The 13,707-nt window shown below is 63.6% G+C and carries 18 protein-coding genes; 14 read left to right on the top strand and 4 right to left on the bottom strand.

Annotated elements, in window-relative coordinates; translation table 11 throughout:
* The first annotated feature begins 115 nt into the window (after positions 1–115).
* From ACMUJL_RS07400 to ACMUJL_RS07375, 6 genes are all read left to right on the top strand, one after another.
* Positions 116–925, top strand: a complete 810-nt coding sequence (locus tag ACMUJL_RS07400) for a GntR family transcriptional regulator (protein WP_375569279.1) — start codon at positions 116–118, stop codon at positions 923–925.
* Positions 922–2,328 (top strand): 3-isopropylmalate dehydratase large subunit, encoded by a 1,407-nt coding sequence (gene leuC, locus ACMUJL_RS07395; RefSeq protein WP_375569281.1) that lies wholly within the window; start codon positions 922–924, stop codon positions 2,326–2,328. The genes ACMUJL_RS07400 and leuC overlap by 4 nt, the downstream gene beginning before the upstream one ends.
* Positions 2,329–2,330: 2 nt before the next feature.
* Entirely contained in the window at positions 2,331–2,942 is a 612-nt protein-coding gene (gene leuD, locus ACMUJL_RS07390; protein ID WP_375569283.1) for a 3-isopropylmalate dehydratase small subunit, read from the top strand.
* A gap of 103 nt (positions 2,943–3,045) precedes the next feature.
* On the top strand, positions 3,046–4,059 hold the full coding sequence (gene dctP / locus ACMUJL_RS07385) for a TRAP transporter substrate-binding protein DctP (RefSeq protein ID WP_068287284.1): 1,014 nt from the start codon (positions 3,046–3,048) through the stop codon (positions 4,057–4,059).
* A 91-nt stretch (positions 4,060–4,150) separates the two neighbouring features.
* Positions 4,151–4,657: a TRAP transporter small permease gene (locus ACMUJL_RS07380; protein ID WP_068287286.1), complete on the top strand. Its 507-nt coding sequence runs from the start codon at positions 4,151–4,153 to the stop codon at positions 4,655–4,657.
* Positions 4,657–5,961: a TRAP transporter large permease gene (locus ACMUJL_RS07375; protein WP_068287289.1), complete on the top strand. Its 1,305-nt coding sequence runs from the start codon at positions 4,657–4,659 to the stop codon at positions 5,959–5,961. The genes ACMUJL_RS07380 and ACMUJL_RS07375 overlap by 1 nt, the downstream gene beginning before the upstream one ends.
* Before the next feature lie 11 nt (positions 5,962–5,972).
* Here the strand turns inward: ACMUJL_RS07375 and ACMUJL_RS07370 are convergent, their stop codons facing one another.
* On the bottom strand, positions 5,973–6,443 hold the full coding sequence (locus ACMUJL_RS07370; RefSeq protein ID WP_375569288.1) for a MarR family winged helix-turn-helix transcriptional regulator: 471 nt from the start codon (positions 6,441–6,443) through the stop codon (positions 5,973–5,975).
* A 250-nt stretch (positions 6,444–6,693) separates the two neighbouring features.
* Between ACMUJL_RS07370 and ACMUJL_RS07365 the strand changes: the two genes are divergently transcribed.
* From ACMUJL_RS07365 to ACMUJL_RS07335, 7 genes are all read left to right on the top strand, one after another.
* Positions 6,694–7,389, top strand: a complete 696-nt coding sequence (locus ACMUJL_RS07365) for a fumarylacetoacetate hydrolase family protein (protein ID WP_375569290.1) — start codon at positions 6,694–6,696, stop codon at positions 7,387–7,389.
* 143 nt (positions 7,390–7,532) lie between these two features.
* Positions 7,533–7,712 (top strand): hypothetical protein, encoded by a 180-nt coding sequence (locus ACMUJL_RS07360; RefSeq protein ID WP_068287299.1) that lies wholly within the window; start codon positions 7,533–7,535, stop codon positions 7,710–7,712.
* Positions 7,709–7,879: a hemin uptake protein HemP gene (gene hemP, locus ACMUJL_RS07355; RefSeq protein ID WP_082896171.1), complete on the top strand. Its 171-nt coding sequence runs from the start codon at positions 7,709–7,711 to the stop codon at positions 7,877–7,879. Before ACMUJL_RS07360 ends, hemP begins: the two co-directional genes overlap by 4 nt.
* Positions 7,876–8,370 carry a hypothetical protein gene (locus ACMUJL_RS07350; RefSeq protein WP_375569293.1) on the top strand — a complete coding sequence of 165 codons (495 nt, stop codon included), beginning with the start codon at positions 7,876–7,878 and terminating at the stop codon, positions 8,368–8,370. Before hemP ends, ACMUJL_RS07350 begins: the two co-directional genes overlap by 4 nt.
* A 10-nt stretch (positions 8,371–8,380) precedes the next feature.
* On the top strand, positions 8,381–8,629 hold the full coding sequence (locus tag ACMUJL_RS07345; protein WP_375569295.1) for a (2Fe-2S)-binding protein: 249 nt from the start codon (positions 8,381–8,383) through the stop codon (positions 8,627–8,629).
* A 5-nt stretch (positions 8,630–8,634) separates the two neighbouring features.
* Positions 8,635–9,120 (top strand): bacterioferritin, encoded by a 486-nt coding sequence (gene bfr / locus ACMUJL_RS07340; protein WP_375569297.1) that lies wholly within the window; start codon positions 8,635–8,637, stop codon positions 9,118–9,120.
* 121 nt (positions 9,121–9,241) lie between these two features.
* A complete protein-coding gene (locus tag ACMUJL_RS07335; protein ID WP_375569299.1) occupies positions 9,242–9,760 on the top strand; it encodes a serine O-acetyltransferase in 519 nt (172 codons plus the stop codon).
* Between the two features lie 14 nt (positions 9,761–9,774).
* Here ACMUJL_RS07335 and ACMUJL_RS07330 read toward each other — a convergent pair whose 3' ends face one another.
* Entirely contained in the window at positions 9,775–10,515 is a 741-nt protein-coding gene (locus ACMUJL_RS07330) for a GNAT family N-acetyltransferase (RefSeq protein WP_375569301.1), read from the bottom strand.
* Between the two features lie 273 nt (positions 10,516–10,788).
* Positions 10,789–12,558, bottom strand: coding sequence for a S8 family peptidase (locus tag ACMUJL_RS07325; RefSeq protein WP_375569303.1), 1,770 nt, complete (start codon positions 12,556–12,558; stop codon positions 10,789–10,791).
* Here ACMUJL_RS07325 and ACMUJL_RS07320 point away from each other — a divergent pair.
* A complete protein-coding gene (locus ACMUJL_RS07320; RefSeq protein ID WP_375569305.1) occupies positions 12,557–12,994 on the top strand; it encodes a hypothetical protein in 438 nt (145 codons plus the stop codon). The genes ACMUJL_RS07325 and ACMUJL_RS07320 overlap by 2 nt on opposite strands.
* Before the next feature lie 158 nt (positions 12,995–13,152).
* Here ACMUJL_RS07320 and ACMUJL_RS07315 read toward each other — a convergent pair whose 3' ends face one another.
* Positions 13,153–13,704, bottom strand: coding sequence for a TRAP transporter large permease subunit (locus ACMUJL_RS07315; protein ID WP_416914210.1), 552 nt, complete (start codon positions 13,702–13,704; stop codon positions 13,153–13,155).
* Positions 13,705–13,707: the final 3 nt, after the last annotated feature.

Below are 13,707 nucleotides of genomic sequence, written 5' to 3'. Positions count from 1 at the left end.
TCTGGAAAGCTCAAATATTTGCGCTCTGAAGTGACGGATTACTTGCTTTTCGAAAAACCGTTGATACGGTTGAGTGCGAATCCGGCCCGTTTGGGCGGTGGTTTGGGGGATTGGTTTGGACACGCAGGGCAGAGCAGGTCTTCCGGAAGGTGGCAAGGCGCGCAGGGTCTATCTGCTGCTGCGCGATGACATCTCGAACGGTACCTATGCCCCCGGCGTCAGCCTGCCGGGCGAGCAGCGGCTGGCCGAAGTGCATGCTGTCTCGCGTGTTACGATCCGCCGCGCGCTTGAGGCGCTGTGCGCCGATGGGTTGATCGAAAAGCGCGTCGGCAGCGGCAGTGTCGTGCGCGCCCCCGATGGTGCGGCAGCCCCTCTGGCGGCCGATTTCACCACCCTGATCCCGCAGCTTGTGGCCATGGGTCAGGCCACCACGGCGCGGCTTTTGTCCTTTTCCTACGGGCCTGCCCCCGAGGTGGTGGCCAAGGCCATGGCCCTGCCCGATGGGGCGCGGGTGCAGACCGCGGTCCGCGTGCGCCTTGTCGACGGGCGGCCGTTTTCGCATCTGACCACCTATGTGCCCGAGGCCATCGCCGCCAATTACACCGAGGCCGATCTTGCGACGACACCTCTGTTCCGCCTGCTGGAACGTTCCGGCGTGCAGGTCGATGCCGCGCATCAGTCGGTGACGGCCACCCTGGCATCCCCCGATGTGGCCGAGGCGCTGGGCGTCTCGGTCGGTTCTGCCCTGCTGTCGCTGCGCCGTGTCGTGCGGGACGTGAACGGGCAGGGGGTCGAATACCTGTCTGCCCTTTATCGCGCGGATGCCTTCCGCCTGGAAATGACCCTGAACAGGGTCGGCCAGGGGGCGTCGCGCCATTGGGAACCCGTGATCGGCGATCCCGCCAGTCGGGAGGCGGCGGAATGAACGCGCCCGCCCGCACATTGTTCGACAAGCTTTGGGAGGCCCATCAGGTGCTGCGGCGAGAGGATGGCGCCTGCCTGCTGTGGGTGGATCGGCACCTTGTGCACGAAGGGTCCCACCATGCGTTCGCCAAGCTGGCCGAGCGGGGCCTGCCTGTGGCAGAGCCTGCGCTGACCATCGGCGTGGTCGATCATTATGCGCCCACGCGCAACCGCGACAGGATCGCAGACCCGGATATCGCCCGGATGATCCGCACGCTGGAAGAGAACACCGCCCGCCACGGCATCCGCTGTTTCGGGATGCGCGACCCGCGTCAGGGTATCGTGCATGTCATGGGGCCCGAGCAGGGGTTGACCCTGCCGGGACTGCTGATCAATTGCGGCGACAGCCATACCTCCACTCACGGAGCCTTCGGGGCGCTGGCCTTCGGGATCGGCGCAACCGAAGTGGCGCATGTCCTGGCGACGCAGACGATCTGGCAGAAGCGTCCGAAAACCATGCGGATCACCGTGACCGGGAAATTGGGGCCGTCGGTCACGGCCAAGGACCTGGCATTGTCCTGGATCGCCGAGCTGGGCGCGGATGGTGCGCGTGGCCATGCCATCGAATATGCCGGGCCGGTGGTCAGGGCGCTGTCGATGGAGGGGCGCATGACGCTGTGCAACCTGTCCATCGAGGGCGGCGCGCGCTGCGGCATGGTCGCCCCGGACGATGTGACCTTCGCCTATATCAAGGGCCGCCCTTTCGCGCCTGCGGGGGCGGATTGGGACAGGGCCGTGGCGGACTGGCGGGCGCTGGTTTCTGATGAGGGCGCTGTATTCGACCGCGAGGTCACGATCGATGGCGCGGCGATTGCCCCCACCGTCACCTGGGGCACCAGCCCGGAAGAGGCCTTGCCGATCACCGCAAGCCTGCCCGATCCCGACCGGCTGGAAGGCGCGCGCGCTGATCAGGCCCGCGCGGCGATGGACTACATGGGGTTGACCCCCGGCCAGCGGATCGAGGGCACGCCTGTCGATCAGGTCTTCATCGGGTCCTGCACCAATGGCCGGATCGAGGATCTGCGCATGGCCGCCGCCGTTCTGGCAGGCCGCAAGGCCAAGGTGCCGGGCCTCGTCTCGCCCGGTTCGGCCCTGATCAAGGCGCAGGCGGAACAGGAAGGGCTGGACAGTATCTTCACGCAAGCCGGTCTGGATTGGGTCGATGCGGGCTGTTCCATGTGCGTCGGCATGAATGGCGATCTGGTGGCGCCCGGCAAGCGTTGCGCCTCATCGACCAACCGCAATTTCAAGGGCCGTCAGGGGCGCGGCGCACGCACCCACCTGATGAGCCCCGCCATGGTGGCAGCCGCCGCCGTCACCGGCACGCTCAGCGATGTGCGCCCCCTGCTGGAAGGGCGCGTATGATCATGGCGGGTTGGAACATCATCGACGGTCGCGCCGTGGCCCTGCCGCAGGACAATATCGACACCGATCAGCTGATCCCGGCGCGGTTCATGTCGGTGCCGCGCAAGGATGGCTATTGCCCTTACCTGCTGCACGATCTGCGCTTTGACGCCGAGGGCGCGCCGCGCCCCGACATGGCCCTGAACCGCCACCCCGAGGCCAGCATCCTCGTCACCCGCCGCAACTTCGGCTCCGGCTCCTCGCGCGAGGCGGCGGTCTATGCGCTGGTGGATTTCGGCATCAAGGCCGTGGTCGCACCCAGTTTCGGCGATATCTTCGCATCGAACGCGGTCAACAACGGCCTGTTGCCCGCGCGCCTGCCCGAGGACCTGATCGAGGCGCTGATCGCCCGGCTGGGTGATGGCGATGCTGCGATGACCGTCGATCTGAACGACTGCGTGATCCGCATCGGGAACGAGGTCATGCCCTTCGATCTGGATCCGGTCTGGCGTTTGAAGCTGATCAACGGCTGGGACGATATCGACATGACCGCCAGCCATGGCCGCGAGATCGCGGCCTTCCGCGTCAATCGTGCGCAACATGCGCCCTACGCCATGCTGCCGCACGAGACTTGAAAGACCCGCGCGCGCCTGATGGGGCGCGCGGCACCAATCGGGTGACCCTGCAAGGGCGCCTTCAACAGGGCGGGGGCCTGCCCCCGAAAAAGGAGAGAGAACGATGAAAATGACCCTCATCGGCGGTATTGTCGCCGGTTCCACGATGTTCGGCGCGGTCGCCACGGCACAGGAAACCCTGACCGCCGTGCATGCCTTCCCCGGCACGCTGATCTATACCCAGTCCTTCCTGCAGTTCGTCGACAAGGTGAACAAGGCCGGCGAAGGTGTCGTGCAGATCGAAGTGCGCGGCGGCCCCGAGGCGATCGGCATGTTCCAGCAGCCCGATGCCGTGCGCGACGGGATCGTGGACATGGTCTACACCCCCGGCAGCTTCTACGGTGGCGCGCTGCCCGAGAAGGATGCGCTGGTCGCATCGAACCTGACCGCGATCGAAGCCCGTGAAAACGGCGGCATCGCCCTGATCGACGAGATCCACCAGGCGAAGATGGGCGTGAAATACCTGGGCTGGTTCGATAGCGGCGTCAGCTATAACCTGTGGATGAAGAACGAGCCCAAGCTGGATGCGAACGGCAATCTGGACGTGTCGGGCATCAAGCTGCGCGGCAACGCGGTCTACAACGCCTTCTTCACCGAATACCTTGGCGCGCAGGTGATCGACCTGCCCACCACCGAAGTCTATGCCGGGCTTGAGCGTGGCGTGGTCGATGCGACCGGCTGGACCCAGATCGGCCTGATCGACCTCAAGTGGAACGAGTTCCTGAACTACCGGGTCGAGCCCAACTTCTTCTCGACCGACCTTGGTGTGATCGTGAACCTGGAAAAGTGGAACAGCCTGTCGGACGAAGCCAAGAAGATCCTGCAGGATACCGCGATCGAGCATGAGAAAGAATCGGTCGAGGCGCTGCGCCTCAAGCGCGATCAGGATTTCGCAGCCCTTGAAGCCGGCGGCATGAAAGTGGTCGAGCTGCAGGGTGAGGCCCGCGCCAACTACCTGGCCGCAGCCCGCGAAAAGACCTGGGGCCGCATGAAGGGCCTGATGGCCGAAAGCCCGATGGGTGACGGCAACTACGACACGCTGATCGGCCTGTTCTACAACGCCGACCTGGACAAGTAAGTCCTTGTGGCGCGGCCTCTGACGAGGTCGCGCCATCCACATCACGGCGCGGGCGCGACACCGTGCCCGCATCACATCACCAGAGGCAGACATGCAGCAGTTGACCCGTCTCTATACGCTGGTTCTTTACGGCATGGCCGTTCTTGCCGGGGCCATGCTGGTCTGGGTGATGATCGCGGTCATCATGTCTGTCGGCATGCGGAACCTTGGCATGCAGCCCTGGGCGTGGCTGTTCACATCGACCGAATACGCGATGCTCTACATCACCATGCTGGGCGCGCCCTGGCTGGTACGCGAAAAGGGCCATGTGCATATCGAACTGGTCACCGCCGCCTTGCCGCCCGCGCTACGCCGCCTGGTCAGCCGGGGCGTGGCCCTGGCCTGTGTCGTGGTCAGCCTGATCCTGGCCTGGAAAGGCTTCGAACTGTTCCAGACCAACATCGCGCGCAACGACTATGACGTGCGCGCCTATTATTTTCCGCGCTGGATCCTGACCGTGTCATTCCCGATCTGTTTCGGTCTGATGGCGATCGAGTTTTCGCGCTTTGTCTTCGGGACCGAGCTGATGCATTCCGGTGAAGCAGGGATACACGAATAATGGAATGGTATGAGGCACTTGGCCTGCTGCTGGGGTCTATCCTGGCGCTGATGGCAATCGGCATGCCCGTGGCGCTGGCCTTTCTGGCCGCGAATATCGTGGGGGCCTGGGTCTTCATGGGCGGCGAGCGCGGCATCGGCGCGCTGCTGAACAACGGGCTTGGGTCGCTGACCAGTTTCGCACTGGTGCCGATCCCGCTGTTCCTTCTGATGGGCGAGATCTTCTTTCACACGGGTCTTGGCGGGCGGATGTTCAACGCCATCGATAAGCTGCTGGGCAAGCTGCCGGGGCGCTTGTCCTATGTGACGGTTCTGGGCGGCACCGGCTTTTCCACGTTGTCGGGCTCGTCCATGGGATCGACCGCGCTGCTTGGCTCGCTGATGGTGCCGGAAATGAACCGGCGCGGCTACAAGAAGCACATGTCGATCGGCCCGATCCTGGGCACCGGGGGCCTTGCCATCATCATCCCGCCCTCGGCGCTGGCCGTGCTGCTGGCGACACTGGCGCGCATCGACGTGGGCAAGCTTTTGATCGCGGGCATCATCCCAGGCCTGATCCTGGCCACCTTCTACCTGGCGACGATCTTCATCCAGACGAAAATCGACCCCGACGCCGCCCCCGCCTACGAGGTGGAGCCGATGACCCTGGGCGAGAAACTCTCGCTATTCATCCGCGACGTGGTGCCCATGGTCGGCGTCATGGTGGTGATCGTGGCGATGATGGTCGGCGGGATCGTCACCCCGTCCGAGGCCGCGGCCTTCGGTGCGCTGGGCGTTCTGATCCTGGCCGTGATCTTTCGCTGCCTGACCTGGGAGGCGGTCAAGAAATCCATCGTCGGCGCATTGCGCGTGACCCTGATGGCCTATCTGATCGTTTTCGGATCCGCGACCTTCAGCCAGCTTCTGGCCTTCTCGGGGGCATCCAGCGGCTTGATCAAATGGGCGACCGGGTTCGATCTTGAACCCATCGCCATGCTGCTGGTGATGTTCGGCGTGCTGCTGCTGCTGGGCATGTTCATGGAACAGATCAGCATGATGCTGCTGACGGTGCCGATCTTCTTCCCGCTGGCGCAAAGCCTTGGCTTCGATCCGATCTGGTTCGGGCTGATCATGCTGCTGGCGCTGGAGATCAGCTTTACCACGCCGCCTTTCGGGTTGCTCCTGTTCGTGATGAAGGGCGTGGCCCCGCCGGATACGACGATGCGCGACATCTACATGTCGGCCATCCCGTTCATCCTGTGCTCGCTTGGTCTTGTGGCGCTGCTGATCATGTTCCCGCCGCTGGCGCTCTGGCTGCCGGGCTGAGGACGCGCAGGCTAGCCTGACTTGCCGGGCGGTTGCATCGGTGCGCGGCTCTGATCGTTGCCGGCCTGGGTGGTCTTGCGCATCAGGGTCATGAATTGCGCACGCTCATCCGCCGAAAGGCCGATCAGGATGTCATCCTGAAAGCCGCGCACGATCGGGCGTGTCCTGTCCAGCAGGGCGCTGCCCGCATCGGTGAGGCGCAAGGAACGGGCACGGCGGTCCTGCCGGCTGACGGTGCGGCTGATCAGGCCCTTGCCCTCCAGCCGGTCCACCACCCCGCCTATCGTGACCCTGTCATAGGCGATCAGCCCGGCCAGCGTGGCCTGGTCGATCTCGGGGTTCGCATCAAGCGCGCAAAGGGCAGCGAATTGAACCGGCGTCAGGTCGACCCCGGACGATTTCATCCGGTCCGCAAAGACCGATACGGAAATCTGATGCAGCCGTCGCACCAGGTGCCCCGCCATGTCATATAGTTCCAGCATTCCATTCCCATCGTCGCGCCATGCAGCAGCAGATTACCGCCGCGGGATGGAATTTGACAAGCATGCGGATGGTTAGCATGCGACCTTCCGGTCGGCCTTGTCGGCAGACCCCTCCGACGCGCCGGAAAAGAGAGGTTTTTCCTGCCGGTTTTTGGACTTATAGATCACGATGCGGGGCAGGGCCGCACCCTGGTCCGCATCACGAGGTCCCATTGCAGGAGGCAATGGGCCAGCAAGAGGAGCCCCGCCGATGAGCCATCTGTTCGATCTGCCCGCCATTCCCGAGATACCCGTAACGGGCGAGACCGCGACCTATCCGATCCGCCGCATTTTCTGCGTCGGGCGCAACTATGCGGCTCATGCAGCCGAAATGGGGATCGCGGTCGATCGCGAAAAGCCGTTCTATTTCACCAAGTCGCCGGCATCGGCCATCCTCAGCGGGGCGACCGCACCCTATCCGCCGGGCACGGACAATTATCACTACGAGATGGAACTGGCCGTGGCGATTGGCGCACCGGTGTTCAAGGTGGCCGTCGAACAGGCGATGGATTGCGTCTATGGCTATTGCTGCGCATTGGACATGACACGCCGTGACCTGCAGCTGTCCGAACGCGCGCATCAGCGGCCCTGGGACCTTGGCAAGGATGTCGAAAACTCGGCCGTCTTCGCCCCCATGACCAAGGCCGCCGATTTTGGCGCCATCGCCGATCAGCGCATTCATCTGTCCCTGAACGGAGAGATACGGCAGGACGCAACGCTGACCGAACTCGTCTGGTCGATCCCCGAGATCATCAGCCATCTGTCCGGCTTCTATCACCTGCAGCCCGGTGACCTGATCATGACGGGCACGCCCGCCGGTGTGGGGGCGGTTGTGCCGGGCGATACGATCATCGGCGGGATCGACGGGCTGGCGCCGATCAGCCTGACCATCGGGGCCGCCGCCTGAGAAGGCGAGCCGGAAAATCTTATACCTGACAGAAAAACTCGGATTGACTTATCCAAGTTTTTTTGTCAGATATAGGGGGTGTTCCAGCCACCCCCGCGCTTACAGAGGGGAAGCCCGAATCGAAAGATGAAAGGACTTCCGCCATGTCGACCCCGACCAGACCCCATCTTTTTGCCGAACGCCCTGTCAGGATGGGCATTCCTTGCCAGGACCGCGCCTTGGCGCTTGACCTGCTGCAAGGGTTTTCCCTGCCCGAGGCATGCAATGTCGAAACCTGGCTTGACCGCATCGAGACCAGCAATGGCCGGGAGGCACGGCCATGATCGTGCTGCGTCAATATGAAGGGGCCGTCGTGCATCAGCAGGACAGTCTGCCCCGCCATGCCGCCCGTGATCTGACGCAAGGCGGCAGCCAAGCCCGGATCGAACTGGACGGTCAGGTCTATACCCTGCGCATCACCCGTGCGGGCAAGCTGATCCTCACGAAATGAGCGACATGTCCCCCATAAGACCGCCGCGCGGGGCAGCGGCCGTGGGCCGCATTGCCGAGCTTGATCCCGTCGAGGCGGGCGCAGTGCTGTATATGCGGCTTTGCGCCTCTGCGCCCGATGCGCTGGACCGGATGAGCGATGATTTCATCGCGCTGCTGGGCATGGACGCGGGCCAGCAGGCCGCGCGCGGATTTCATCGCCTGATCGAACTGTGCAACGGGCACGCCCGTCGCCCCCTGTGTCCCCATGCCCTGAGTTGTACCTGTCTGGGTGGTGACGAGGCGTGCTTTGCCCGGATGGTCGCAAGCGCCGCAGATGGCGCGCGCGAAGATGCCTTGATGATGGCGCTGCTTCTGGTGCGCGCCGATATGGCGCCCATCGTCCTGGGCCTGGCGCAGGATGCCGGGCTTTCCCTGCGGCGTATGACATTGCGGGGCATCCCCGGCACCGCTGTCCCCTCGACGCGTTCCCCCGGTCACAGACTGCATTGAAAGCAAGGTCATGATCGTCTGCCATTGCCAATCCATCACTGATCACGACATCCACGCCGCCATCGACTGGATGCGCGCAGCCGACCACGAAACACTGATTACCCCGGGCAAGATCTATCACGCCCTTGGCAAATCGCCGGAATGCGGCGGCTGCATGCCGCTGTTCCTGTCAACGATGCGCCGCAATGAAAAACTGGAAGTTCCCATGCACCTCCGTTCCCTGTGCAAAGGCGCGCAGCGACGGACCAACACAGGATAAGACGTATGAAAGGCGACGCGAAAGTCATCGACTATCTGAACAGGGCGATCCGATCCGAACTGACGGCGGTCAGCCAGTACTGGTTGCATTACCGATTGCAGGAAGACTGGGGCCTTGGACACATGGCCAAGAAAAGTCGCGAGGAAAGCATTGAAGAGATGCATCACGCCGACAAGCTGATTGCGCGCGTCATCTTTCTTGAGGGGCATCCGAACCTGCAGAAGCTGGATCCGCTGCGCATCGGCCAGACCCCGCGCGAAACACTGGAATGCGACATGGCGGCCGAGCAGGAGGCGCGCAGCCTGTACCGCGAAGCGCGCGAATATTGCGCGCAGGCGGGCGACTACGTGACCATGAAGCTGTTCGAGGACCTTCTGGCCGATGAGGAAGGGCATATCGACTTTCTCGAGACGCAGTTGGACCTCTTCGACAAGATGGGCGCCGAGAAATACATGCAGCTCAACGCCTCAAGGATGGATGAGGCCGAGTAGGCCCATCCTCCAATCCGGTGCAGCCGATCTTGACGGGGTTGGCCCGACTGCGCACATTGGGCGCCGGACCGAAGGGGCCGTGGGACACCGCGGCCCCGATCAGCAGAAACGGGCAGGACGCGTGACAGTCAAGGAGATGAACGTCTCGGCGGAAGTGCCAGACTGGAGCCGCGAGCGTGTGCGCCGTTTCTGGGATCCCGCATCCAAGTTGTTGCGCGCGGTCAGGCGCTATCAGGCGGCGCGTGAGCGAAAGGGCCCCCTTGCCGCCCTCGCGCGGCGATACTGGGTCTTGAACCACCTGTTCTGGTCCACGATCACCCAAAGCGAGATCCATCTGCATTGCCGGATCGCGGGTGGTCTGCGCCTGCCGCATCCCACGGGCATCATCATCCATCCCGGATCAACGATTGGTCCCAATTGCATGATCTTCCACCAGGTCACGCTGGCGGGGCCTGTCACATTGGGCGGTCATGTCGATATCGGGGCAGGCGCCAAGATATTGAATGGCGTGACGATCGGGGATCATGTCACCATCGGCGCGAATGCCGTGGTCACAACCGACGTGCCCTCGGGCGTGACGGTGGCCGGCGTGCCCGCAAGGATCATCGGCGGTCGTTACGACATGCCCGATGACGCCTGACGCGGGTTGCGGCTTCAGCGCGTGGTCTCGAAGATCAGCCAGCCGTCGCCACGGTATCCGCTGAAGGCATAGCCGGCCGCGCGCAGAAGACGCGCCGAGGCAGTGTTGTCCGGATGAACAAGTGCCAGAATGCGGCGCAACCCGCCATGATTTGCAAAGGCTGCCCGGGTCGCCATCGTCACGACCGCGCGCCCGATCCCCTGGCCCCAATGGGACCGGCCCAACCAATAGCTGATCTCGGCCTCGCTGCGGTCGCGGCCCTGTCCTGCAAAGGCAAGGCGCACTTGTCCCACGGGTTCGTCCCCGTGCAGAACGGCCCTGACCTCGTGATGATCAGCCGCATTCGAAATCTCGATCAGGCCATGGGCAAGGTCTTCGGTCATCGCGCCGGGCCAGGTTTCGTGCATGAAGCGCCAGACCTGTGCATCGTCCAGAAGGGCGCGGTAGGTGGCGGCATCCGACAGATCCCAGGCCCGCAGCCGCAGCGAAAGCCCCCCTGACTGCTGCCGGTTCGTGTCTTGCCCTTCAAGCAAGCTGCCGCTCCAGGATAGTGGGGATGGTCGATGTGCGGCATTGTCCGGCACATGTTCCAGCGCCACCCAGCCGATCTGCACCGGGTCAAAGGCAAGCGGCAGACCCTTCTCACGGAACCGCGCCAATTGGTCCGAGGTCAGAACGCCATCCCAGCGCTGATCCTCTGCAATGGAAAAACTGTCGGACGGTCGGCGATGAAATGCGCCCCCCTGATCACTCATGTCGGCATCCTCCCCAAGGTGCCCGTTCCGACTGTCAGGAGGGTGTAAACGCATACCACACTTCGTTTGAAAACTATTACAATTCAAAGGCCCACCGCGAACGGTGTCCATCCTGTCAGCAAGGCGGGTCTGTTTTTGTAATTCAGGAAAGAGGTGGGAATGATCTATCTGATATGCAAGTTCAGCCGCGAAAATTTTTTACAGGCATCAGGCGGCCCTGATTACCCCTGACAGACAGGGGTGAAACAGGTGCCGTGACGCCGGTTTTCCGGTTCAGAATGTCTTGCGAATACCCAGGATCGCGGCCGTATCCCGCTGCCCTGCGATATGGCCGTGATTGACCGCGTGTATCGCGCCCACGAACAGATCGGTGCCGCGTCCGATGGGGGCGTCATAGGTGACCGAAAGGTTGATCTCGCGGTCGCGCGGGGAATAGTCGATGCCGACCTGGCGATAGTCGATCCCCGATGCACTGCGCGCGACCGGCAGGGCGATCTCTGTCCGCCCCGATGTCACCGCGATCGGAAGCGAGACACCGAAGCGCAGCTTGTCACCTGTCCGCAAGATGTCTCTTTGACCCGCCTCAAGCCGGAAGGCGTTGAAGCGCACGTCGGATTGCCGTGACAGCGCCACACCGCTTCCGCCGGGGGCCATGCCGAAACTGCCGCCCATTTCCACGAAGGCGCCGTTGCTGCCCTGATGGGTAAAGGCCAGCTCCAGCGCGGCCAGCGTGCTGGCCTGTCCGCCGATCCCCGGAAGCAAGGTCCCATCGTCACGCGTAACATTGAGGCCGATGAACACTTCGCCCCCGGCAGCGGCGATGCGTTGCCCGATGGTGGCGGCCATTGCCGGATCGCCATTCAGCGCGCGGCTGGAATTGGGTGCGATGAACGCCATCTCCAGCCCGCCAGCGGCAAAGGCCATGTCGGCCCCGCCATAGGCCTGGATCACACCGGGGCGTTGGTCCGGGCTGAACATGCTCTGCCACAGACGCGTGCTGACCGGGGGGGTGGATGGCGTTGCGGCCAAGGCCGATCCGGGCATCGTGAAATCCCCGCCAAGCGCATCCGTGACCAACACGGGCACGGCTGAAAGGCTGCGCGCCACGGCATCCCCCGTCGCGCCGCCGGCGACGATCATCGGCTGATCCGCCACCTGTGCGGTGCCGTCGGCCATGCGTGCCACGGGCGTGCCGATGGGCAGAAGGGCCGCCCGCACATCCAGAAAACCATGACCCCATTCGGTGCTGTAATCGTGGAATACGCCGGAACCCGGGATCACCTCCAGCCGGCCCGAGGCGGTGAAGCCCGCGAAGTCATTGTCTGCCGTCGCGATCAATCGCGCGCGCAGGTCATGGGCTGTCAGCGTGGGAAAGGCCTCGGCCAGCAGGGCGATCGCGCCGGACACCACGGGCGCGGCAAAGGATGTGCCGATCACCGGGGCTGTCCCATAGCTGCTCACGCTGTCCGCACTGGCCGCCATCCACGACCCATCCGCGACAAGGCACCACCGCGCCGCTTGCAGACAGGGGGCCGAGACCCTCTGGACACTCAGGATGCGGTTGTCGTCGAAGCTGGGCACGCCGCTGATGACCGTCAGCCAGCCGGGTTCCAGTTCTGGCGCGAAGAGGGGCAGGGCCTCCATGATGCCGGCGGTGGTCTCGAACGGGTTGTTGCCGGCGGCAAAGACCACGACACCGTTGCGCGTGTAGTTTTGCAGGGCCGCAAGATAGGGCGCCTCGCTGCCGTTTGCGAAAAGCCTGCTGAAGGTCGCGGAATTGGCGGGTTCTCCGACAAAACCCCAGGAATTGTTCTGGACGATCGCGCCGCGCGCCCGTGCCAGGTTGGTCGCGGCGGCCCGGTTCTCGGGGCTGTCATAGGTCCCGAGGACCAGGGTGGCGCCCGGCGCAACACCGATCATCTCGGAGGACAAGCCCGCCAGGATCGAGGCGACGGCAGTGCCATGGTTCTCGACCGGTCCGGTGTAACCGGCGGTCACGCGCCCGGCGATGGTCTCGTGCGAGGCAAGAAAGCCGTCGTCCATGACGGCAATGGTCTGGCCCGCGCCTGTCAGAACCGGCCGCGTGCGCATAATCCACCCGCGACGAGGCGATCGAGAAGCTGTTGAAAAGCGGCTCTGTTGCCGGATCGCGCGCAGCGTTGTTGTTGCTGTCGACATACCAGGAAAACTGCTGCGTCTGATAAAGCGCAGTGTTGCGCAGGTCTTGTGCCGCCTGACGCCAATCCGTCGTGATGCTTTGAAACCGGCTGACCGACAATGCATCGGCGCTGAAGGTGCCGCCTGTCAATGTCTCGACCATAAGGTTCAGCACAGCCGTGGCTGTTCCGCCGCCACCACCTCCGCAGCCGGCCAGAACAAGGCAGGACACGGCGGCAAGGTGCATCTTTTTCAGGTAACGGCGCACGCGAGCAAGCCCCTTTCAATTCACGCTGAAGGACCGGCAAAAAGCACCAGATAAAGTGGGAGTTCACACAAAGGACGCACGGTATCGCGTGATTCTAGCGCAAGCCAAGCGCTTCGGGCAACCGGTCGTTCTGCTGTCCGGCCACTTTCGTGACCGGACAACCGTTTTGCCGCAGCTCATCTGCTGCGCGCGCCTGCTTTTTGCAGGAAAACTCAGGCTTGCTGTGGTCTGTTCCGCCTGCTCTTGACCCAGTTGAAGGCGATGATGCCCAGCACCAGTGCCGCGCCCGCCGCCTCGATGATCTCATCGGGGTTGAAGATGGCGATCACGCCGGGAACAACCAGAACCCGCGAGAGCTTGTCCATCCAGGTGAAGAGGTATCCCTCGATCGCCGCCGCGAACCCGACAAGGCCGATGACCACGATGATCCCTGTCCAGATCACGTACCAGGTCTCGCCGCCCATGATGATCTCGGGATTGTAGACCATGAAGGCCGGGATCAGATACAGGCCCTTGGCGTATTTCCAGGCCTGCATGCTGGTTTCCATCGGTTTCGATCCTGCAATCGCGGCCCCTGCGAAGCCTGCAAGCGCAATGGGCGGGGTCACGTTGCTGTCCTGACTGTACCAGAACACCACCAGATGCGCGATCAGCAGGGGCACGCCGAACTCCTGGTTCAGCGCCGGGCCCACCAGGACGATGAGCACGATGTAGGCGGCTGTCACCGGCAGGCCCATGCCAAGGATCAGGCTGGCGATCAGCACGAA

This window comes from Seohaeicola sp., from assembly GCF_048006315.1.
Lineage (GTDB): Bacteria > Pseudomonadota > Alphaproteobacteria > Rhodobacterales > Rhodobacteraceae > Seohaeicola.
The sequence above is the reverse complement of the archived record's forward strand: the minus strand, read 5'-3'. Positions and strand labels throughout refer to the sequence as shown.

What these genes read in the sequence shown, in the direction of transcription:
- bfr (WP_375569297.1), top strand. Translation starts at nt 8,635, where the DNA reads ATGAAAGGCGACGCGAAAGTCATCGACTATCTGAACAGGGCGATCCGA.
- ACMUJL_RS07330 (WP_375569301.1), bottom strand. Translation starts at nt 10,515, where the DNA reads ATGAGTGATCAGGGGGGCGCATTTCATCGCCGACCGTCCGACAGTTTT.
- hemP (WP_082896171.1), top strand. Translation starts at nt 7,709, where the DNA reads ATGATCGTGCTGCGTCAATATGAAGGGGCCGTCGTGCATCAGCAGGAC.
- leuC (WP_375569281.1), top strand. Translation starts at nt 922, where the DNA reads ATGAACGCGCCCGCCCGCACATTGTTCGACAAGCTTTGGGAGGCCCAT.
- ACMUJL_RS07360 (WP_068287299.1), top strand. Translation starts at nt 7,533, where the DNA reads ATGTCGACCCCGACCAGACCCCATCTTTTTGCCGAACGCCCTGTCAGG.
- ACMUJL_RS07345 (WP_375569295.1), top strand. Translation starts at nt 8,381, where the DNA reads ATGATCGTCTGCCATTGCCAATCCATCACTGATCACGACATCCACGCC.
- leuD (WP_375569283.1), top strand. Translation starts at nt 2,331, where the DNA reads ATGGCGGGTTGGAACATCATCGACGGTCGCGCCGTGGCCCTGCCGCAG.
- ACMUJL_RS07350 (WP_375569293.1), top strand. Translation starts at nt 7,876, where the DNA reads ATGAGCGACATGTCCCCCATAAGACCGCCGCGCGGGGCAGCGGCCGTG.
- ACMUJL_RS07365 (WP_375569290.1), top strand. Translation starts at nt 6,694, where the DNA reads ATGAGCCATCTGTTCGATCTGCCCGCCATTCCCGAGATACCCGTAACG.
- ACMUJL_RS07325 (WP_375569303.1), bottom strand. Translation starts at nt 12,558, where the DNA reads ATGGACGACGGCTTTCTTGCCTCGCACGAGACCATCGCCGGGCGCGTG.
- dctP (WP_068287284.1), top strand. Translation starts at nt 3,046, where the DNA reads ATGAAAATGACCCTCATCGGCGGTATTGTCGCCGGTTCCACGATGTTC.
- ACMUJL_RS07375 (WP_068287289.1), top strand. Translation starts at nt 4,657, where the DNA reads ATGGAATGGTATGAGGCACTTGGCCTGCTGCTGGGGTCTATCCTGGCG.
- ACMUJL_RS07320 (WP_375569305.1), top strand. Translation starts at nt 12,557, where the DNA reads ATGACGGCAATGGTCTGGCCCGCGCCTGTCAGAACCGGCCGCGTGCGC.
- ACMUJL_RS07380 (WP_068287286.1), top strand. Translation starts at nt 4,151, where the DNA reads ATGCAGCAGTTGACCCGTCTCTATACGCTGGTTCTTTACGGCATGGCC.
- ACMUJL_RS07370 (WP_375569288.1), bottom strand. Translation starts at nt 6,443, where the DNA reads ATGCTGGAACTATATGACATGGCGGGGCACCTGGTGCGACGGCTGCAT.